Below are 21,188 nucleotides of genomic sequence, written 5' to 3'. Positions count from 1 at the left end.
ATCAATAAGTGGAAGTAAAACGATTGCTTTTTGTTCCATTTTCCAGCTCAAGATCACTTTTTAACCAAATTGTATGATATTTAATCTTATCTAAATTAGAATGTGCGAATTAATAATCCAATCAATAAGCAATTCATAATATTATTAGCTAAAAGAGCACCTTAAGTGCTCTTTTGTCCTTTCCAATAAGTGGCGTAAAGTTCGACTTCTCCACCTTGCTGCTCGGCGCTTAACGTAAAGTGAACATAACCTGCTTTCTCTACCTCAAACTGGACAAACTCATTGCTACCAGTTTGCTGACTAGCTACATCAAAGTCTTCACGTGTTGCCCAAGAATGTTTGCCGATAAAGACGTCCACGTTACTTGGAGTTTCGTCTAGCGCGTTTATCCAAAGCCGAACCGTTGCTGGTCTTTCAACATACATACCCACATAACGTGTCTTATTCACCTTTACTCGCAGGGGGTCATTCGCTGACATCAGTTTTGGCGTCAGGTCATATTGCTCAACGGTAGGGGATTGAGTGACTGTTTTGCTTGTCACCCTGACAGATTCAAATGATTCGCGGGCTGTTAAGCTGAAATAGTAGCGACCCGGCGTAATGTACCCGTTTGGCTGTGGTTCAATATCAATTGACTCTTCACTTCCTCGCTGAAAGTCCGAAAGCTGGTACTCATAGTAGTGCGCAACACTCTGGTAACTTGCATATAGATCAGCGTCCCCATCACCTTCAATCGAAACGGAGAATTCTGTCACTTCCGCAGGGATATCGATGTAAAACAGATGCTCCTCGTAGGCGTTAGCGTTAAAGATCTGGGAATGGTTGGCGGCAAAACTCACTATTTCTACCGTGTCTTGTGGCGATTGTTCTTTCCCACCGTCATCGTTGTGCGAGTCAGAATCGGTAGATGAGACTGCTTCTAGCCACAATTCAAACTCGTCATTGAACTCAACACCCAAACGCTTCGCTTGTTCGCTCCAAGTCACATAGTCTCCTCTCCTTGCAGACTCTAATAAACGAGCCATGTGTTGAGGGTGCTCTTCCAACATAAACCGAACCCCGAGATAACCCCAGCGGTAGATGCGGTTTACGTCATCATCATACGTGGTTTCAATGACTTCGCTGAAAGACAGTGGCTGATGTTCAATCAAATCTACCGCCGCTTGGTAACCTTTGCGGTAGTGCATATACTCTGCGAATCCTTCCAGCCACCAGACCATACGACCACGGCTTAAAGTGTCACTAAAGTTACCATAGAGGTTAAAACGGCCATCTAAATAGTGAACATATTCATGCTCAAGGTTTAGGATGGCAAGTTCATCACTGGAGTCGTAGCGGTAAGCTAAAAAGCGAGCCACATTTTCAGGCTTGGATGGCTCACCCTCTAGGTATTGCCCTCCATTATCTGTGCTGTTACCGAATAGAAAATTGGAGTAGGTGACGTAAGCATCGTTGTCCCTCCAGACCACCACTTCAACATTATCATTGTGATCATCATTGACCGGAACCCAACCAGAGTTCACCACCTGATGAAAATCAGCTTCAACCACTGACAAAACCTCACACGCCTGTTCAGATTGTTGCTCTGATAAGTTTTGCGAACGAATGATCGCGGCACCCTGACATTCATAACGGTAAGGAAGAACGCTAAGCTCAAGCTGGGATTTACTTTGTTCAAGCTTTAGTTTTTTGCCTTCCTCTGGCGCATAAAACAAGATCATCTCCGCAGCCGCAATCCATAAACGTTCGCCTTCACTGCCGATCGCATTACGTTCTAGCGTACGTTTCATAAACGCCATCACTTGGTTACGTAGCTTCTCATCTCTGCTAGCCAATAGTCGGCCAGATTCACGTACCGCATTGTAGATAAGAAACTCAGCGTCTGTACCCAGTGCCCAGCGATTATGATCAACAAACCGTTCCAGCCTCACCAGATAATCAGGGTGAGCTGCGAGATCCGCATAAAAATAATCTCGCGCCACGTGACCACTCATCGCTCTGAACAAATTGTTTAATCCATCTACATACTGCAGCTGTTGGCTATTTTGGTGGTTGAAGCTTTCGAGCAGGTCTAACATGGCAGGCATTGCGGTAGGTAATTGTTTCACGCTATCGACCATGATGCTCATCGCAGACATCGCACGTACCTGTTCGCGCCCCTGCGCTTGAGCATATTGGCTACTTAAGAATCGAGCTGAAATTTGGGCAAGCTCACGACTCAACTCTTCAGAATAGTACCCATAGCTTGATTGGGTTGAGTAACGCGCAAAGTACGCTGCTTTGATAAATTCGCTAAGGTTGGCAATTCGCTTAGCCTGCTGCTCATCTCCTTCATACTGCGTCACTTCTTCAAGCAACTTGCGCTGTACTTGTCTTATTGACGTTTCGCTATAGATGCCCGCCGCTGCTTCTTCAGGCGCATTGAACCATGAGTGATAACACGACGAATCTGCGCGTTTGATCTGTGTCAGCCAGTCAGAAGAGTGCGAAAGCAACTCATACTCACACTCCTGAGCAGATAAGGCATTGAAACTGATGCCAGCTAATAGCAAAGCGCTGGCAATTTTCTTGGGAATAAACAAACGTTGATTGTGCTTCATACGCAACACCACACTTATTGTAATGATTTGGAGCTGCGTTATATCAACGATCTATAAGTCACATAAGACCGATTGATGAGCAATTTAGAGGCTGGTTCCGATAATTTCTTAGATTAAATCTTCGCAAACGATTAAATAAAACACTTATTTAACAATTAGTTATAGTTAAAAAAGTTAATACGAAAGTCGCTAATCTGCTGCTCAACGTACTGTTGCCACTCAAGATCAGACATTGCTGACCCCGCCGTTGAACGTTGCTGGTCGAGTGACTCTTTGAGATCAGATAACTGGCTTTGATAGCTTGCGACTTGTGCCTCCTGACTCGCGACTTGCTGCTCTCGTTGAGCAATGGATGCCGACTGTTCAGCATTGAGGTATTTGGTGGCGAGCTTTGCTTTTGCTTGATCCTTTTGCTGCTGCGTAAACGTGCTTGGTATTAAACTCACGCCTTTTTCATAACGTGCAGCACCGCTATCTAAAGACAGCGACTCTTCATTGTGTTGCCATTGATTCAGCAATGCTTCATAGCTTTCAACATAACTCTCGGCGTTATCAGTCGCTAAGTCCTGAGATGCCAAACTAAAATCATAGAGCGCATGTTCTTCAGCAAACATAACACTTGCGAGCTCGCCCCAAATTAACAATGCCTGCCGCTTCATTTCTGCAATTCGATCAGCTAACGAGTGGTATTGATTGAGCTCCAGCTTTCCCATTACCTCTTGCCACTGGGCTTTCAATTGAGGGTAACGAGCAAGGAGGTGATACCTAGCGTCCGACAGTTCAGCTTGGAGCTGAACCAGTAGCTGTTCACAATCGTTGCGCTGTTGGCACTGCTGCCAAAAAGATTCCAACGCTTCAACCAGCGTGTTTCCTGAGGCTTCCGCAAGAGGATTTAATACTTTGCCTTGATGGGGAATCGTATTTTCGGACTGACTTTCACCCTCTTCCACTGTTCGAGCAAGACTCTGGTTAGCAGCGACATATTGTTCCGAAAACTCCCTCTCAACCATCGCCCGAGAATTAACAACCTCATCGGAAGGCCAGAGAAAGATGCCCGCCACAACGGCGAGCATCAACAACAGGTAACGATAAACCATTACTTAATCACCGCCGACACAGGGAAATGGTCGGATAGATTGTAATGCTTCCACAAGCGTTCATCTGTGCTGCGCGGTACATCTACACGGTTATCGTTGAATGCTTTCACCGCATACTCGTCACTCACCATCACGTAGTCAAGATATTCGACATTCTCACCACCGGACATGGCTTCGCCAGCAAAATCATTAATGCGTGGATCGAAAGTCGATTCCGTATAGCCTGAGTATTGCGGTTCAATTGCGCTGAGATTCGCAATCATCTGTTGATAATCACCCGGGAACTTACGCTTGTTAACATTGAAATCACCGCTGTAAACCACCGTTTCACTGGAAGGAATATTGAGTGACGTCGCCAGTTCACGGATCTGTTTGAACTGACGCTGGCGATAATCACGAGCGGTATCTGTATCGAACGACGCTGTATGCGTAGCAAACACATGATAAGCCTTACCACCTTTAATCACTTCTGCGTAGTTGACGCCTTTGTCTGCGAAGCAATCCGTTCCGGTACAATCAGGGAATACATACTGTGCTTGATTGACGATTGGGTAGCGGCTGACGATAGTGACACCGCCGTCGTAAATGTTGATGCCATCTTTATCTAACATCTTGGTCTGATAAGGATACTCTTTTGCCAATTCGCGTAGAAACTCCTCTCGACCGCTAGCAAACACTTCTTGCAGAGCCAACACATCGTAACCTTTGACGTATTCAGGGATCAGTGCGTAGCGATCGCCAATGTGCGACGCAATAACAGGCAACGCCCAAATGTTGTAAGTCATTAACTTAAGCGTGTTTTCATCTGGCTCAACCGTTTCATCGACTTTGGCAGGTGTGATGGTGTAGTAAAGGTCATCATAGCGAGCGGTATTCGCAGACTTAAACGCCAACTCCGCTTGTCGCTCACCAAATGCAGCCGTATTAAAGCGATGTACATTACGGTCATCTTTTAGAGCCAGTTCAACATCAGATGAAGAGACTCCATATTCAATAGTAGAGTTATACCAATGACCTTCCATCACTTGGTTTAGTACAACACTTTCACCTACAGGATTGGAAACCACGGTGTTGAATTGGTATGTCTTGCCCGATTTCACCCCTTCCCAGCGATTAAAGCTGAGTACTTGCTTGGTCTCCCATGGCCCAAGCGTTTCTGTGTGTTGTTTCCATTCTTCCCCATATTCAAGTAAATCGGAGCCATCATGGCTCACCTGAATAGTCAGGGACTGGTCTGAATTATTGGTCAAATATACATCTGTGTCCGCTAAAACGGGAAGCGCAATCAGAGACGCTAACAAGATATTCCACTGCTTAAGATTCATGTTTTGTTCCTTAGTTTTTGTTTGAAGGCTAGAACTTAAAGCAAACAAGTTGCATATTTGTTATAAATATATGAAAAGATAAAAATCACGTAAGTTAATGAAAATATGTGATGAAACGTCTATTTTTTGATCGGCTGTTGTTCAAAATTTAACATTTGCCCACACCTTACTAGATTCGATTTAGATCAATAACTTTATCAGTAGAGATGAGATAATTTCGGCACATTCTCCAGATGTTTTCGACGATGAGCGACGCTGAAATCCAACGAAAAATTGCCCAATTATCCTCTATAGAGGAGGCGTTAGATTATTTCGAGATCGGTTACGAACCAGCTTTTATAAGCGAGTATCGAACGCCTCTCGTGAAGCGGTTTAACGGCTACTTACTTATGGTAAAACCTGAAGATTGGTTTGCAGCGCGGCGCTGCCTGAAAAGTGCCTACTGCAAAATTCAGCGTAGCCGTCTGGATCCTCATTCCCGCTCCGCATGTCGAGGGTGCACCACTTGTCAGCGACGTTAATCCCTCAGTGAAGCTAAAAACGAAAAAGCTCAGCGAATGCTGAGCTTTGTTCGAAGTCACGACCTATTGACGGCAACCTGATGTATTGAAGTCAACCACCAGTGCTGCGTTGCTGAACTCTCCTGACACTTTCAAGTACCCCCAGTAATTCGCCTGACCATTAATAGTGATACATTCTGAGTTTCCTGAATTATCAGACCATCCATGAAGATTGGAGCCTTCATCATTTGGCCAGCCAAAGTTACTGTACTCCAGTTTGAGATCACCAGTACCATGCGCCGATGTAATCGACATCGACTGATATTCATTAACCCCTTCGATACTCAGCCATATTGGCGACTGCGACGCCAAACATACTGGCTCTCCGGCCGTCAATCGCCCACCACTGACTTTCGGGCGAACAGCACAATCGGTAGGCAAAGAGTCGTTGTCACCTTGGCTGCGAATATTGATCGATGCGTTGGTATTGGCCGTTAGACCATCATTATCTGTGACCGTTAAGCGGACCGAATAACTCCCCTCACTACTGTATTGGTGCGTCGGATTGGCCTCTGAACTGGTCGCGCCGTCACCGAATTCCCAGAGGTAACTCGAGATTTGACCGTCGGAGTCTGAGCTACCTTTACTGCTGAATGAAATGGATTCACCTACTTGTCCCTCACTATTGACCGATATCACCGCTGTTGGTGGCTGTTGTTCTGAACCACCATTCACCAACTCTTGCTGCCATTGTTCAAACTCACTTTGGTAAGCCGTAGACCAGCCGTTGATGATGGTTTTATATTGCGACCAGTTACCTTTACGCGTTTCCACCAGCATCTGATTTACGTCGTCCATGTGACGCTCAAACATGAAGCGGACTGCCAGATAACCCCAACGATAGATTCTGTCGACATCAAAACCATCGTAAGTTGTTTCAAACACTTCACTCAGTGTGTAAGTTGAGCCGTCTTTGATCGTATCTATGGCTTTCTGATTGTTGTCTTCGTTGGCGATATACTCCGCTACCCCTTCACTCCACCACACAACCTTTTCAGTTGGATGACCAAAATCGCCATACATATCAAATCGTCCGTCCAGATAGTGGACGTACTCATGTTCTAGGTTCCAGACAAAATGATCAGGATTAGCGTAGGAGGCTTCATAAGCAATGAAGTTAGGCACGTTGCCTTGTTTGGAAGGGTCACCTTCGAGGTACATACCGCCGTTGTTGGTATCAATGCCAAAGATCGGTCCGGCGTATTTGCCGTAGTCATTACTGCTGTCGAAGATGTTCACTTGCAATTGAGTATTGTAGTCATCAGCCACCGGTTGGTTACCCGTTTCTAATCGCTGATGGAAATAACCTTCCTCGTAACCCATTTTGTCACAGGCCGCTTGGTGTTGAACCTGAGTCATATTCTGGGACAAAATACGAACCGACGGGCCACAGGTATAGCTTTGTGACAACACTAATGCCTTCAATTCTGTTTTGAAGTTACATATTCCCAGCTCTGTACAATCTGAGTAGTATGAAGCCGTATCCGCCGTTCCCAGCCACACCGAATCACCAAAGCCATACATCTCATACTGATCAAAGATCTGCTTCACCTTAGCTTTGACATTGGCCTCAATAGGCGTGTTTTGATAACGCGTTAATCGACCCAGTTCACGGCCCGCATTTGCGGTCATAAACTCATCATCACGACCAATTGAGTTACGGTTTAGCGCGAAACTCGATAACGCATTCACTAGGTCAGTCTGTTCGCCGATTTTCGCCTTGTACTCATCATTCCAGCTGCCACCAAACAACACGGTGAAGACGCTATTTACTGCATTACGCATGTACCAGCTCTGCGCGTAGTCGGCGTTCCAACGGTTCAGCCATTGCGTGACAACATCGATGTAATGATGTTCTAGGCTGGCGCTGTCCATAGTGATGATCACTTCTGCTAACACCTTACCGTGAGCGTCACTGTTTTCGTAGAAATTGCCGTTGGCAACAAACGCATCTACCGCCTCTTTCACCGCTGGGCGCACCCAAGTGGTGAAGCTGACCTTATCGTTGTAAAACTCCGCGTAATAGCCAGCACGTAGATAGAGGAACAAAGCTTCCAGCTCATCGCTTCCTCCACCTTGGTAATTCTTAGCTAAAGTTGTGGTGTGCTTGGCAACGTTAAACATGTTGCTAGATTCAAACGTTGTCTCCTGAATACGGCTTTCAGCAGAGAACAGCTCATTAACACAGCTAGCACCTTGAGTTGTGATGGTATTAATCAGGCTGGTGCTGTTTGATGTCGCGAACGCTTCAACGTCACATGGTACAGCCGCTTCATCAGCCGCAATCATGTTAAACGCTTTGATTGTTGGTTGAGGCTTTTGGGGAGTGAGTTTCGTTGGGGTGTATTCGAGGTGTTGATCTTCTACACCATGGTGATGTTCGTGATTGTGTCCTGCATCGAGTTCGACAACCTGTGGTACGGGCGCGCTGATGGCGTAGGCATTCGCACTAAGTAATACACTAGCCACTGCCACTGTTATTTTTTTAAGTTCCATCTTTTTTTCTTCTGTCTGTCGTTAAGTAGGAGCACTTCACGGTGAAGTGCCATATGCAATCGGTCACCCGATCACTACTCACTCTAAACAGAGAAAAATGCGCATAGTAAGCAAAATATTAACACTGGATGTTGTGGTCTCAGTTTCTAATCTTGCTGGTTTCAGAAATGCGCTCTCAATTATATTTTCTGGTGGAAAAGCTATCTTATGCTACTAATTTAACAACCTTTTTAACGGCACAAGTTCCGTTAAATGCATACAAAAAAGCCACCTATTACAGGTGGCTTTCTTATTACTCGTCGTCGGCTTTCGGGGCGACTTTCTTTTTCGGGATAAAGACCGAATCGCCCACAGCGACATTCTGATAGAAACCTTTATCACGCTGAGCAGGCTTCTTCGCTGTTTTCTTCGCTTGTGGTTTGGCTTTCTTAACCACTTTCTTCTTACCACGATAATCCGGTTTACGTGGTTTGATTCCTTTGAATTTACCTTTTAAACCTTCCAGTTCAGAGAACGTTAGGTCCTGCTGGAGGTAAGCTTCAACACGCTTAAAGCTATCCCAATCTTTCGGGCCAACCAAAGACACGGCGTCACCTTTATTACCAGCACGGCCAGTTCGACCAACACGGTGAACGTACTCTTCGGTATGCTTAGGCATGTCAAAGTTCACAACGTGTGTGACGTTCGCAATATCCAGACCACGAGAAGCGACATCTGTTGTGACTAGAATCTTGAACACGGCACGCTCAAACTGGCTCATGATGGTGTTACGCTGAGTCTGATTCAGGTTACCACTCAGAGCGATTGCTTTAAGCTTCTTCTCGTTGAGTTTGTCCGTTAAGCGCTCCGTATCTACGCGAGTCGCAGTAAATATAATCAGCTGCTTGTATTCAGCTTCTTCTAGAATGCGCTCAAGGATCGCTTCTTTATGGTCAAGGTGGTCACACAAATAGAATTTCTGTGTGATGTCTTTATGCTCTTCATTAGAAACACCAATCGCGATACGTTTTGGAGCATCTAGCATCTCAAAAGCAATCTCATTCACTTCCGCGTGATCAAGAGTTGCTGAGAACATCAACGTTTGGCGGCGACGGTGCTTAGCCGCGTTGTGGATGCGGCGTAGCTCAGGAGCGAAACCGAGATCCAGCATACGATCCGCTTCATCGAGGATCAGAGTCTCTAATCCGTCTAGGTAAAGCGAGCGGTGATCAAGATGGTCCGCCAAACGACCCGGTGTAGCAACAATAAATTTCGGGTAACGACGCAACGCTTTCACCTGATCATTGAAGTTTTCACCACCCACAATTAGAGTCGCGTCATAAGACAAGCCACCCAGCATAGAACGCAGCTCACCGTAAACTTGCTTCGCCAATTCACGGGTCGGAGCCAAAATCACACCACGAGGATCTTTCGCTGAAAATGCTTTGTTCTTTAACGACTTGTGTAGCATAGGTAGTACAAACGCCAGTGTTTTACCTGAGCCAGTTTTCGAAGAAGCCAACAGATCTTTACCAGCAATCGACACCGGGATGGCTTGTTGCTGTATCTCTGTCGCTTGCTTGAAGTCAAAGTGCTTCAGGTTTTTCAGTAAGCGATTGTCTAGGCCTAAATCTTTAAAGTGCAAAGTATTCTCCAAGTTCATTGATGTGTCTCAGCCCTGCTCTAGGTTATAGCTCAAACACGAAAGTTTTCAAAAACGCGCTATGATACCGTGAAAGATTCATACTGGATAGAGATCACAGAAAATTATCTCATTTCGCCATGTTTACATCCCTCGATATAGTTAGAACATTGACACTTATAGCTCTCGTCAGTGAGACATATATCAACTAATTTGATAATTGCTTAAATTCTTGGGTTTTTTTGACTTTTTTCTGCTTTTTGAAGCCTAGATTTGAGTCTACACTTTAGGAACCGTCACTATATGAGCAGAAATGTATAGGACGTCATTTTGATACTTACAATGCAAGGAGTTCATCTATGAACAAAATGTTGATCGCAGCTGCGGCGTCTTCTGTACTTCTTCTAGCTGGCTGTGCTTCTGGTCCAGACGAAGCATCTTCAGCAAAAATTGACGAGTTAAGCAATCAAGTTAGCCAGCTAAGCCAAGATGTACAGGCTCTACAGTCTGATGTACGTAAATCAGGCGATGCAGCAATGTCTGCTCAAGAAGAAGCAGCACGCGCTAACGAGCGTATCGACAACATTGCTCAGTCTTACACTAAGTAATTCTGTCAATTTTCGATAAGAAAGGGCCTGCAATTGCAGGCCCTTTCTCTTTTATAACAAGACTCAATTCACGTATGAATAACTCGGGGAGACCACTTCTACTGGTACACCATTTTGCGCAAGAATCGCCGCTCTTGCTTTAGCATCCGATAGATCAAACTCTTCCAACCACCACTGCAGTTCCTGAGGGATCTTCAAATCCTTCTTACTACCATCGCTTCGCGTTAACGGTTCATGAGCTTCCAAAAACACACTGCGATCCGGCTCTAGTGCAATTTTTACTGGCTCATTAATCACTCGAACTTTTTCACCCAACTTCACTTTTGGAAACAACCAGTCAATGTCTTTGGGGTTCATACGTATACAACCTGAGCTGACACGCAGCCCAATACCAAAGTCTTTGTTAGTACCATGGATAAGGTAGTCGCCAACACCATAAGCCAGCCTCATCGCGTATTCCCCAAGTGGGTTTTCCGGACCTGCGGGTACAACTCGCGGAAGCTCGATGCCTTTCTCAAGGTATTCTTTGCGAATGGATGCGGGTGGTGTCCAAGTTGGATTTGGCCGTTTTTGACTAATGCTGGTCACCATCTCAGGAGTGTCGCGACCAATTCGACCTATACCGACCGGAAAAATATGTACTAAGTTCTTCTCCGGCTGAAAGTAATATAGACGCAGCTCTGCCAGATTGATGACTATCCCTTCTCTTGGCACTTGAGGAAGAATGATTTGCGTCGGAATCGTCAGAACAAAGTCTTCAGCAGGTAGGAAAGGATCCACGCCTTTGTTTGCAGCCATCAAGGTAAGAAAGCCAACATCATATTGCTTTGCAATATCTGCCAGGCTCTCACCACTTTCCACTTGATGGTATTGTGTGCGCCCGACCATGCTGCTTCCCTCTGGAGGTAATTCGTAAGTTGCGGCAAATAGTGAGGTACTAAAGCAGCAACAGAGGGAAAGTATTTTTCGCAGCATTCTAAGCGTCCTTCGCTTCCTTATAGAGCCGTAAGGTTACTTCTCTTTCTACCTTATGATCAACTATTGGCGGCGGATATGACAAGCTTCTTACACCACTCCATTTCCAGGGTTGGTGCAAGTATTTGTCAGGTACTTGTGCTAATTCAGGCAACCATTGACGGACAAATTCGCCTTGCGGGTCAAATCGCTCACCCTGCGTAATAGGATTAAAAATTCGAAAATATGGCTGGCCATCACAACCTGTCGACGCACACCATTGCCAACCACCATTATTCGCCGCGTAATCGCCATCAATCAGTTTATTGATGAAGTACCGCTCACCAACCCGCCAATCAACGTGGAGGTCTTTAACCAGAAAGCTCGCGACTATCATTCTGAGGCGATTATGCATCCACCCCGTCTGGTTAAGTTGCTTCATGGCAGCATCGACTATCGGGAAACCAGTTTCGCCCTGCTTCCACGCCTCAATATACTGTGGTTCATTCTTCCATACCAAGCGATCCCCCCAATCAACGAAAGACCTTCCTTTACTCAGCTTAGCTTCAAAATAAATCAGATGCTGATAGAACTCACGCCAGATCAACTCACTCTGCCAGACTTCTCTACCTTGGCTGAGAGGGGGAGCTTGGCCAAACATCAAACGCGCCATACATTGACGAACAGATAAAGCACCGATAGCTAAGTAAGGAGACAGTTGGCTCGTTCCAGCAATAGCGGGAAAATCTCGGTTGCTGGCATAGCCTTCTACGTCTTGGCTATCAAAATCTCTCAGCTTTTGGATTATCGACTGGGTATCCGCGGCAAATTGGTCGCTCGGCTCTCGCGGGTAGCTGAAGGTCACATCATCAGCGAATAGTAGAGAATTCAAGTGCTCAGGTAACCTACTCGAATAAGCCACTTGTGGTTTGCGAACTTGAAATGAGCACTCGCCAAGTTTAGCGAGGTAGGCCTTCTTAAACGGTGTGAACACTTTGAAATAGCTACCTTGCTTGTTCACCACACTACCGGGAGCGAAAATGCATTTGTCATCGCTGGACTTAACTTGAATGGCAGTGCCATTCAAGCACATTTCAAGCGTGGCATCTCGACGCTGCTCATTAACCTCGTATTCCTTGTTAACTAACACTCGATTCGCACTGAGCAAAGTAGCAATCTCAGCGACACGCTCTGCGCTCTTAATATATGTACCCACTTCCTCGTAAAGCAGTGGAATACGCAAAGACTCCAGATCTTGCTTTAATACCTGTAGTCGACGGTAAATCAAATCTGCCTGAATAGGCGCTAAACCGTGCTCATGCCAAGTCTCAGGAGTTGCAGTGTAAATGCAGACAACCGGCTCACCAGTCTCTACAGCATTAACTAGTGCTGAGTTATCTTCGATTCTTAAATCGCGTCTTAGCCACACCAGATTCATGACTTTACCTCTTTAGGCGTTGTAACAGTTCCGGCAATATCAGCTCTCCGGAAATCATGGTTTCCAGTTGTTGGATCGCAGCCATTTGCGACTCATTAATCGCACGTGCGCTGTAAATCGCTAAGGTTGAAAACTCTTCAAGGCATGGATGACCAAGCAGTCCAGATAAGTCTTCAACCTCATCGATAATGGTCACTTTGCACCCTTTTTCTACCAGTGAAAGAGCCATTATGCGAGATGGCACATCCACACTTCCTTGAACGCTGATAAAGAGCGCTTTACCTGAACGAGCGGCCTTGTTTTCTGCTTCGATAATCGCGTTGAGCTTGGTTAGCATCAATGTTTGGAATAAACCAAATTGAAGTGATCGTAAGTTCTGTCTGACAAGTCCTAATGCCTGCTCCACAGGCTGAATAAACTGAGTTTCCACAACATTGAGCGGGTACTCTTTGAGCACTGAATGAATCAGAGTTTCTGCTTTCCCTTTATTTAGGCTCGCCAAAGCATCTAAAACAGGTTCAACATCATCTAAATGAGCCATGTTGGCAGAGACTTCGGATTCAGCCTGTTTTCCAGATTCCAATAACGCTTTCACCTTGCCAATCGACACTCCTTTACCTAACCAGCCTTGAATGTCATTGATTAAGTCGATGTGCTTTTGTGTATATAGGCGATGGCCTTTCTCTGTCCTTTCAGGCTCTATCAAGTTGTAACGGCGCTGCCAAGCTCGGAGAGTGACAGGTTTCACCCCCGTCAGCTCTGATATTTCTCTGATTGCATATTTCTTCATTCTATAATCCATATCTCAAGCGCATTTCCTGAGGGTGAGGCTGCAAATATTTCTGCTCGGATAAATAAGCATCCGGGTACGCAGCCAAATAGTGTTTAAGTAAAGTGATGGGGGCCAGTAGTGGAAGTGTGCCTTGACGGTACTCATCAATCACACCACACAATTCCGCTTTCTGGTCCTTGGCGAGGTTTCGCTTGAAGTATCCTTGGACATGCATAAGCACATTGGTGTTGTTCTTACGACTTGCTCTGTGCGATACCGCATTCATCAAACCCACACGGTACTCTTGATAAAAAGTATCGATGTCATACTCTTTGATATTGGCAACTAAGCGACCTAACTCTTTGTATGACTGAGGGTGATGGGCCATCAAAGTAAGTTTGTAGCGAGAGTGAAATGCAACAATTTTACCGGCTGTCGGAGCACCACCCATGGAGTCGTAAAAGTCTCTCAGCGTGTAGATCCGAGTAATGAAATTCTCTTTCAAAACCGGGTCGTTCAAGCGGCCATCTTCTTCAACTGGTAGCCAAGGCATTTGCTTCATCAGCTCTTGGGTGTAAAGACCCACTCCAGTGTTGTCAGCCCCACCTTTTTTGTACACTTTCACCCGCTCCATGCCACAGGTTGGTGATTTGGCACACACAATATATCCGCACAGTTCTGTGTCACGCAGCTCAGCCACTTTATTTTTGGAGTAGTCTACCATCTTGTCTGTGTGCTCTATGGACGCATCTTTTGTTTCTACCAAAGCAATACGTTCTTGATCCGACACCAAACGGATAGTCGGCCTTGGCACGGGCATCCCCATTCCAACTTCCGGGCAAATTGGAACAAACTCGAAAAAGGGTGCGAGTTCTTTAGTGACGAACTTACTAATCTTATGCCCTGAGTCGAAGCGAACTTTTTCACCTAAAACGCAAGAACTAATGCCGACTTTAATTACGTTGCTCATATTGTGCTCCAGTATTCTTGTTGAGGTGTACAAAAATATCTTTTGTATAATTTTTAGCACAACATCTCAAAGTTATACAAGAAATAAAAATGTACAATTTAATGGAGTGTTACGTAATTGATACGATTTCGGTTCAATTCTGAGGCAATCGTTTTTCCAAATCGATTGCATTAACCCTTTCAACAAAAAACGTTATAAATACTTACATCTATAGTGAAATGGATTACTTTTGTGACGTACTTCTCATGGAGCCTTGCCATATCTAGCTAGTATTGCTTCAACAGATTTTTGAGAATCAACAAAATTAGTAATCAGAACACAGAATTACTAATAAACTTGGAGTAACAACTATGGCAACCCCACACATTAACGCTCAACCAGGTGATTTCGCTGAAACGGTTTTGATGCCAGGCGACCCACTTCGCGCTAAATACATCGCGGAAACATTCCTAGAAGATGTAAAACAAGTTTGTGATGTTCGTAGCATGTTCGGCTATACAGGCACTTACAAAGGTCAACGTGTTTCTGTGATGGGTCACGGCATGGGTATCCCATCAGCTTGTATCTATGTTCACGAGCTAATCGCTGAGTATGGTGTGAAAAACGTAATTCGTGTTGGTAGCTGTGGCGCAGTACGTGATGACGTAAACCTGATGGACGTTGTCATCGGTATGGGTGCATCAACAGATTCAAAAGTGAACCGTATCCGTTTTAACGATCATGACTTCGCGGCAATTGCTGATTACGGCCTTCTAGAAGAAGCTGTAAACCAAGCACGCGCTCAAGAAGTACCTGTAAAAGTAGGTAACGTATTCTCTGCAGACCTTTTCTACACTCCAGAAGCCGACATCTTCGAGAAGATGGAAAAACTAGGCATCTTAGGTGTTGATATGGAAGCGGCAGGTATCTACGGTGTTGCTGCCGATTTAGGTGCAAAAGCACTGACTATCCTAACGGTTTCTGACCACATCATCCGTGGCGAGAAGTTGAGCTCAGAAGAGCGCCAAAAATCTTTCAACGACATGATGAAAGTTGCGCTTGAGACAGCCATCAACATCTAATCGCCAATCTTTCGCTGCCAGAGCCAATAGCCTGGCAGCCCAGATAATCCCGAGGGGGAGATAGTGACAACTGGCAAACTGCCACAGGAAGCAGACGGGTTACAACTCAACTTTTGTAAAACATTGGCGTGTGACAACTTTGGATTGAGTGATGCACATCGATACGTCGTGCAACATGCTAACCCTAAGCGACCTGCGATGGTATGTCGGGAGTGCGGTGCTTTCCCCCCCTTACTTAACAATCAGGAAGTGTTAAACGAACTCCATCGTTTAAGACAACTCCACAGTGACGGTCTGCCAACCTGTCGCAATACCGATTGCGAAAATTTTGGCTTATCTGTCCATACTCATAAACACCTGTATCATGCCTTTGGTTACAGCGGTGACCGCCAACGTTATCGTTGCAAGCTTTGCCAATCGACGTTCGTTGATAAATGGTCAGGTGCCAATAAGAAACTCACCTTTCAGGAAAACCTCCTCGGTCTGCTCTTTATGGGCTACTCAGTACGTGAAATCTGCCGTAAGCTAGAGATCAACCCGAAGACGTTTTACGATCACCTCGATCATATTGCTAGCCGATGTCGTCGCAAGCTGGCTATGTTTGATGCACGCTGGGTCAATCATGCTGAGAAATATGAACTGGCGTCCTACTACGTGCCTCTGCAACCTAAGAGTAATAATGGCGTACTATGGATAGCGACTGGTGAAGCCAACTCAGGCTACATCCTCTGCCAGCACGTCAACTATTCTGGTAATGAAGAACCACTAGGCAGTATTGACCACGATCCGTATCAGGAAACCGCTCGATTCGTTTCGCGCGATCACTCATCTGAAGCCAGCATCCCAGTTCCAGAGCCATCACCTGTACTCAGAGAACGTATTGATCAGCAATATCAAACGATCCTCGCACGTGGCAATGTTGAAGACCCGATGGGTAACCTGACCGTGTTCAACTACCCATCAAAAGGAGCACTGATCAGACCGCCATATACCTCTTACGCTCATTTCCTCCATGTACTGGATCTGTGTAACAGTGAACGTCAGGTTTCTATCTATCTACCCCAAGATCCCGTTTTGCGTTCTGCAGCGCTGAGTGTTTGCTTATCACGCATCCAGCGTCAAAATGTCGACCTTATGTATGTCGAGGAAGATGAAAGCTGGAATGAGCACAGTCTGGTCGGAAAGATCGATATTGTTCATATGGGTTGGTGGCGCGATCGCTGGGCTATTACCTCTTTTGCAAATTCATCAAAAGGGATTTGCTACCTTGCAGGGCAGAATAACGAGCCGAAAGAATGGCTTAGAAAAGCAAGCGTCCGCCAGACCGAATTCTACCAACAGCGCTTTCAAACTCTTTTTGAAAGCTTTATCAACGAACCTCGTCGTAAGCTTCGCCCTGGTGGTTTATTACCAATGTTGGATATTTTCCGGGCATGGCATAATTTGTGCTACCAAGATAAGAGCGGTATGACAGCGGCGCAAAGTCTTGGTTTAACTCAATCACCTTTGACTCTGCGGGAACTGCTTTCATAATTACCATTATTGTGAAGTACGCCATTAAACCTTAGGCGTATTAATGCTTTTACTAGAGTTACATCAGTCACTATTTTTATAATACTTTTGAATGATATTAAGAATGGCTGTTAAGGGATTGATTCATTGGATAAAAGCCAGCATCTGCTAGATACAGAGATTGAACAGCTCAAAGCACGAATTGAAAGTGAGCCTGAAAAGGTTTTAGCCATCGCTGAACAGTGCGCGACGCGCGCCAGTCAGATTTTGTACCCAGAAGGGGCTGTACAGTGTCTGATTATCATGTCTCGCTGTGCCTGGAGCCTGATGGATTATCGGCGTGGGCTAAAATACATCAAAGAAGCCCATAGTAAACTCAACTCCCTAGATACCGACGACTTTCTTCCTGAGATTCTTCATATCCATGCGCTCCACTTCTGGGGCCAAGCCAAATATTACTCTGCCCAACAGTTCTGGATTAACGCCCTTGAGCAATCCGCTCTGGTCGATGAAATCGAAATACAAATCGAATGCTTAATCGGGCTAGGCAACGTCTGGCGAATTACTCATGAATATCAGCTCGCCAAAACGACTCACGAACTGGCCGTGACCGTTGCCAATAATACACGTATCGGTTGGCTTGAAGGCAAAGCGAGAATTCTACTGGCATGGGACCTTTACCTACTCAACAACTATGTTGAGATGCTGACTGTACTCGATGGCGCGACCGAGGCACTCAAAGGCCACGAAGATAAAACCTGGCAAGCAGAAGTCTGGGACTTCAGAGGATTAGCCCTGCTAGGGCTTGAGCGGATTGAAGACGCAGAAATTGCAACGGGTAAGGCACAAGACCTGGCTGAAAAACACGATCTGGTGTGGATGAAAGCGCACTCTTACATCAGCCAGGCAAGACTAGAATTATTGAGAAAGCGCCCGGAAGAAGCCACCAAACTACTAGTACAAGCCGAACGTTCAGCGTCGTCTTTCGATAACGGCGAACTGTTGTCGCAGATTTGTTTTCAGCAGTCACGTGTGGCTGAAGAGCAAGGTAACTTTAAAGAGGCCCTGCACGCGTTTCAAAAATACCGTAAACACTCAACAGATATGCTCAGAGAGCAAACTGCCCGAGTAAGTAACGACAAAGCCCGAGCATCGAAGCGTCAACTCGAACAGCGCGCGCGCAAATTGATTAACCGCATTCGTGGCCAACACGAATACGATCCAGAAAAGCACCTTAATCAGATGGTGTCTGAGATTTACTGGTGGGAGCAACTGGTTCTGTTCAAGACCGAACTGAAACGTTCTAACCATGCAGTCGTTATCATTCAGCACAGCGACCCTGAATACATTGAAGTGTGTGCTGAACTCGCACACTCTTTGTGTACACAGCAAGACCTCCTTTCTCGACTCAGTAGTGATCGCCTCGGTGTCCTGCTCGCAGAGAAAGACGATGCCGCTTTGCAAGTGTTTCACGTATTAGCAAAAATGATCGAAATCTACCCATGGCATCGAAAAGGACTCAATAAATCACTGCCCAAAGTGGTTTTTCAAGACATCCTGACGTTCCCATTTACTTTAGAACAACTAGAAGAAAGCCAACCATTGGAAGTACAGAATGGAAACTTTGCTTAATAAAATCTCCGAATCGGGTTTAGATGCTTCTTCTGTTTCAGGTGAAGAGGCGATTATTTTCTGGAACCACATTCGTCAGCATATTGCGACCACGCCTCAGGAAAAAGCGCAAAGCTTAATCATCAGTGCTGAGTATCGCAATGAGCTCAAACAGCCCAAAATCAGCATTGAAGAGTTAAGAAGTGCACTCGAACACCTATCTCTGCCAAGCGACGCAGAGTTGATCCTAGAGGTGAAAAACAGCTTAGCCGATCGACTGGTGGAAGGGGGCGATTACTCAGGTGCATTGCAGGAGTACATTTCATCATCAACCATTGCCGTCGATACCAGCCATATCGACGCCTATGTACTTGCGGTATTGGGCATGGGCAATCTATGTGATGCCTACGGCGACCATAACCGGGCATTACGCTACTATCAAAAGATAGATGGTATCGATCATGCCATCTCCAGCCGCTCATTGCGTCTACGCTACAAGCTATACATGTTGTCGTGCTATATCGAGCTTAATCGCACCTCGGCAGCAAAAGACCTACTTAAAGAGTGCTCTGAGCTAGCGATTCTGGTCAGCGACAAGGTACTTGCTGGGCAAATCCTGCTCTATCAGGCAAAGCTGTATCGTCGACAAGGCAAACAAGATAGAGCGATAGAGTGTTTGGGCAACGTTCAATACACTGCCGGTAATATCCACTCGATCTGGCTGTCGAATATGATTCGTCTTGAGCTGGCGCATAGCCTCAATGAATCAAACAAACCTCATTTGGCGAACTGGGTACTAGAAAGCGCCCAGAAGAAGATCAGACGTTACGCTTCACCTGTACTCAACCTCAAACTGAATACGGCATTAGGTGATATATACGAGCAACAAGGCGATTTCCAAAAAGCACTGGAATGCCAGAAGCGAGCATTTCGCATCGAAAGTGACTTGATGAAGCAGATCCCAATCGGTGAACTTGGTGCTGCACAGCTACGACGTTTATCGCGATTTGAACTGCAACTAAAACTGATTCTATCTGAACTTGAAAATCGTGAGCTCAAAGAAACCACGGAAAGCCAGAAGCACACCGTGGCTCAACTCCAACAAGATGTATTTACCGATCCGCTGACCAGCCTACACAACCGACGCTGGCTGGATGTGAAGCTCAAAGACCTATTGTTGCATGACGTACCTTTTGCGCTCATGGTTATCGATATTGACCATTTTAAATCCATTAACGACGAGCTGAGCCACTTAGTTGGCGATAAAGCCATCGTGAACGTCTCTCATGAGCTGTCTGCCTACTTTAAGTTCCGCGGTGCATCGAGCGTACGATTTGGTGGGGAGGAGTTTTTGGTTATTCTTGAGCGTACCACACTGGAACAAGCCACGATGCATGCTGAAAATTACCGTGAGCGTATTTTTAAATTTGGCTGGCAAGATATTCTTGGTGAACGTGGCCTAACCGTCAGTATTGGCATAACCCTTCACCGAGAGGGCGAAAACACCCAGCGTACGTTCTACCGTGCAGATAAAGCCCTATACCGAGCAAAAGCCAACGGCCGTAATCAAGTCTGTACGGAATAAGATTTAACGCAAAAAGAACAACGATATCCCACCAACCGCAGCCAAAGTGCCAATGATGCTTTTGGCTGTGACTTTCTCCCCTTTCACCATATAGATAAACAACATGAATAACGGGCTGGTTGCAATCAGAGTTTGAGCAACAGCCGGATTAGCGTGTTTCAAAGCGATTTGTTGAAGCCATAATGCTAAAAAAGTCCCGACAAAAATCGCACCTAGCAGCCACAGAAAGGCCGATTTCGTAAGTTGTCCTAAATGCTTTTTCATTGAAGAGAAAGGGGTTTTCTCAAATACCACAATCACCATAGCCACCGCCAACACACCGACAGACAATCGGATTAGTGCTCCTAACAGAGGCGGCAAATCTCCGGCCACCAAGGCGTAATGTGAGATCACCACTCCCGATGCCTGACATACACTCGCCAGCAAACCAAAACCGACACCTGACCAATTCGTTTGTTGACCACTGGCATCAGGCTGAAAAATAACGAAGGTGACGGCTAAGGTTGTCAATAACACACCGAGCCAACTTTGCAGAGGTAGAACCGAACCTAGGGCGACCAGCGCCAACACACCTGAAAGCGGCGGCGCTAAGGATTCCAGTAGCAAAGTTTTATTGGCACCAATTCGCTTTAAGGAGGCGAAATAAGCGCTGTCTCCGACGGCAATACCAATGATTCCCGACACTGCCAATATAGCCAAATGAGTAGCAGATATCGCCATTGTGGGCATCTCAATCCATGGCATCACCACCAGCATCATGCCTGAAGCGGCGACACCTTTAACAATATTGAGCTGCATAGCTGAAAAGTGATGACTGAATTGACTGTAAATCCAAGTCGCCAGCGCCCAGACCACTGCAGCCGACAACGCGGCAATCTCTCCCTGAAACTCCATCTATTGACCTTAGTATTGATTTGAAAAAAAAAGAGGCAGACTTACAAAGTCTCTCTAATATCTTGTTTTTATTTCTATACTTAG

General features: G+C 45.7%; 16 protein-coding genes. 6 read left to right on the top strand and 10 right to left on the bottom strand.

From position 1 onward, the window contains the following. Positions 1–161: 161 nt before the first annotated feature. From QMA41_RS11760 to QMA41_RS11750, 3 genes are all read right to left on the bottom strand, one after another. Entirely contained in the window at positions 162–2,600 is a 2,439-nt protein-coding gene (locus QMA41_RS11760) for a M9 family metallopeptidase (RefSeq protein WP_281629721.1), read from the bottom strand. Between the two features lie 155 nt (positions 2,601–2,755). After that, positions 2,756–3,697 carry a chromosome segregation ATPase gene (locus QMA41_RS11755; protein WP_281629720.1) on the bottom strand — a complete coding sequence of 314 codons (942 nt, stop codon included), beginning with the start codon at positions 3,695–3,697 and terminating at the stop codon, positions 2,756–2,758. Next, positions 3,697–5,022 (bottom strand): sphingomyelin phosphodiesterase, encoded by a 1,326-nt coding sequence (locus tag QMA41_RS11750; protein WP_099608249.1) that lies wholly within the window; start codon positions 5,020–5,022, stop codon positions 3,697–3,699. Before QMA41_RS11750 ends, QMA41_RS11755 begins: the two co-directional genes overlap by 1 nt. A gap of 245 nt (positions 5,023–5,267) precedes the next feature. Here QMA41_RS11750 and QMA41_RS11745 point away from each other — a divergent pair, with 245 nt between their 5' ends. Next, complete coding sequence (locus QMA41_RS11745) at positions 5,268–5,543, top strand: nitrogenase-stabilizing/protective protein NifW (RefSeq protein ID WP_281629719.1); 276 nt, start codon at positions 5,268–5,270, stop codon at positions 5,541–5,543. 63 nt (positions 5,544–5,606) lie between these two features. On the opposite strand, the gene QMA41_RS11740 is transcribed toward QMA41_RS11745, so the two are convergent. Then, complete coding sequence (locus QMA41_RS11740; RefSeq protein WP_281629718.1) at positions 5,607–8,078, bottom strand: collagenase; 2,472 nt, start codon at positions 8,076–8,078, stop codon at positions 5,607–5,609. A 292-nt stretch (positions 8,079–8,370) separates the two neighbouring features. Continuing rightward, positions 8,371–9,714, bottom strand: a complete 1,344-nt coding sequence (locus QMA41_RS11735) for a DEAD/DEAH box helicase (RefSeq protein ID WP_031343167.1) — start codon at positions 9,712–9,714, stop codon at positions 8,371–8,373. A 344-nt stretch (positions 9,715–10,058) separates the two neighbouring features. Between QMA41_RS11735 and QMA41_RS11730 the strand changes: the two genes are divergently transcribed. Next, entirely contained in the window at positions 10,059–10,307 is a 249-nt protein-coding gene (locus tag QMA41_RS11730; RefSeq protein WP_006960232.1) for an Lpp/OprI family alanine-zipper lipoprotein, read from the top strand. Positions 10,308–10,370: 63 nt separating this feature from the next. Here QMA41_RS11730 and QMA41_RS11725 read toward each other — a convergent pair whose 3' ends face one another. The 4 genes from QMA41_RS11725 to QMA41_RS11710 are packed head-to-tail and all read right to left on the bottom strand — an operon-like array spanning position 10,371 to position 14,441. After that, positions 10,371–11,282 carry a L,D-transpeptidase family protein gene (locus QMA41_RS11725; RefSeq protein ID WP_029236232.1) on the bottom strand — a complete coding sequence of 304 codons (912 nt, stop codon included), beginning with the start codon at positions 11,280–11,282 and terminating at the stop codon, positions 10,371–10,373. Position 11,283: 1 nt separating this feature from the next. Continuing rightward, a complete protein-coding gene (phrB, locus tag QMA41_RS11720) occupies positions 11,284–12,699 on the bottom strand; it encodes a deoxyribodipyrimidine photo-lyase (protein WP_281629717.1) in 1,416 nt (471 codons plus the stop codon). A 4-nt stretch (positions 12,700–12,703) separates the two neighbouring features. Continuing rightward, the gene (locus QMA41_RS11715) at positions 12,704–13,489 is read right to left on the bottom strand and encodes a MerR family transcriptional regulator (RefSeq protein WP_043010847.1); all 786 of its coding nucleotides are present in this window, start codon (positions 13,487–13,489) and stop codon (positions 12,704–12,706) included. A 1-nt stretch (position 13,490) separates the two neighbouring features. Further along, on the bottom strand, positions 13,491–14,441 hold the full coding sequence (locus tag QMA41_RS11710; RefSeq protein ID WP_006960228.1) for a DUF523 and DUF1722 domain-containing protein: 951 nt from the start codon (positions 14,439–14,441) through the stop codon (positions 13,491–13,493). A 350-nt stretch (positions 14,442–14,791) separates the two neighbouring features. Between QMA41_RS11710 and deoD the strand changes: the two genes are divergently transcribed. The 4 genes from deoD (at position 14,792) to QMA41_RS11690 (ending at position 20,210) form a co-directional block, all read left to right on the top strand. Continuing rightward, on the top strand, positions 14,792–15,502 hold the full coding sequence (deoD, locus tag QMA41_RS11705) for a purine-nucleoside phosphorylase (RefSeq protein ID WP_281629716.1): 711 nt from the start codon (positions 14,792–14,794) through the stop codon (positions 15,500–15,502). A 63-nt stretch (positions 15,503–15,565) separates the two neighbouring features. After that, positions 15,566–17,035: a lactate dehydrogenase gene (locus tag QMA41_RS11700; protein ID WP_281629715.1), complete on the top strand. Its 1,470-nt coding sequence runs from the start codon at positions 15,566–15,568 to the stop codon at positions 17,033–17,035. Positions 17,036–17,161: 126 nt separating this feature from the next. Then, entirely contained in the window at positions 17,162–18,646 is a 1,485-nt protein-coding gene (locus QMA41_RS11695; protein ID WP_006960225.1) for a hypothetical protein, read from the top strand. Continuing rightward, positions 18,630–20,210, top strand: a complete 1,581-nt coding sequence (locus QMA41_RS11690) for a GGDEF domain-containing protein (RefSeq protein ID WP_045987445.1) — start codon at positions 18,630–18,632, stop codon at positions 20,208–20,210. The genes QMA41_RS11695 and QMA41_RS11690 overlap by 17 nt, the downstream gene beginning before the upstream one ends. A 3-nt stretch (positions 20,211–20,213) precedes the next feature. Here QMA41_RS11690 and QMA41_RS11685 read toward each other — a convergent pair whose 3' ends face one another. Beyond that, entirely contained in the window at positions 20,214–21,104 is an 891-nt protein-coding gene (locus tag QMA41_RS11685; RefSeq protein WP_198562580.1) for a DMT family transporter, read from the bottom strand. Positions 21,105–21,188: the final 84 nt, after the last annotated feature.

Source organism: Vibrio sp. St2, assembly GCF_947311885.1.
In the GTDB taxonomy this organism is placed as follows: Bacteria; Pseudomonadota; Gammaproteobacteria; order Enterobacterales; family Vibrionaceae; genus Vibrio; species Vibrio coralliilyticus.
The sequence above is the reverse complement of the archived record's forward strand: the minus strand, read 5'-3'. Positions and strand labels throughout refer to the sequence as shown.

Bases quoted from the DNA above. Each gene is read 5' to 3' on its own strand.
- QMA41_RS11760 (WP_281629721.1), bottom strand. From the start codon at position 2,600: ATGAAGCACAATCAACGTTTGTTTATTCCCAAGAAAATTGCCAGCGCT.
- QMA41_RS11755 (WP_281629720.1), bottom strand. From the start codon at position 3,697: ATGGTTTATCGTTACCTGTTGTTGATGCTCGCCGTTGTGGCGGGCATC.
- QMA41_RS11750 (WP_099608249.1), bottom strand. From the start codon at position 5,022: ATGAATCTTAAGCAGTGGAATATCTTGTTAGCGTCTCTGATTGCGCTT.
- QMA41_RS11745 (WP_281629719.1), top strand. From the start codon at position 5,268: ATGAGCGACGCTGAAATCCAACGAAAAATTGCCCAATTATCCTCTATA.
- QMA41_RS11740 (WP_281629718.1), bottom strand. From the start codon at position 8,078: ATGGAACTTAAAAAAATAACAGTGGCAGTGGCTAGTGTATTACTTAGT.
- QMA41_RS11730 (WP_006960232.1), top strand. From the start codon at position 10,059: ATGAACAAAATGTTGATCGCAGCTGCGGCGTCTTCTGTACTTCTTCTA.
- QMA41_RS11725 (WP_029236232.1), bottom strand. From the start codon at position 11,282: ATGCTGCGAAAAATACTTTCCCTCTGTTGCTGCTTTAGTACCTCACTA.
- phrB (WP_281629717.1), bottom strand. From the start codon at position 12,699: ATGAATCTGGTGTGGCTAAGACGCGATTTAAGAATCGAAGATAACTCA.
- QMA41_RS11715 (WP_043010847.1), bottom strand. From the start codon at position 13,489: ATGAAGAAATATGCAATCAGAGAAATATCAGAGCTGACGGGGGTGAAA.
- QMA41_RS11710 (WP_006960228.1), bottom strand. From the start codon at position 14,441: ATGAGCAACGTAATTAAAGTCGGCATTAGTTCTTGCGTTTTAGGTGAA.
- deoD (WP_281629716.1), top strand. From the start codon at position 14,792: ATGGCAACCCCACACATTAACGCTCAACCAGGTGATTTCGCTGAAACG.
- QMA41_RS11690 (WP_045987445.1), top strand. From the start codon at position 18,630: ATGGAAACTTTGCTTAATAAAATCTCCGAATCGGGTTTAGATGCTTCT.
- QMA41_RS11685 (WP_198562580.1), bottom strand. From the start codon at position 21,104: ATGGAGTTTCAGGGAGAGATTGCCGCGTTGTCGGCTGCAGTGGTCTGG.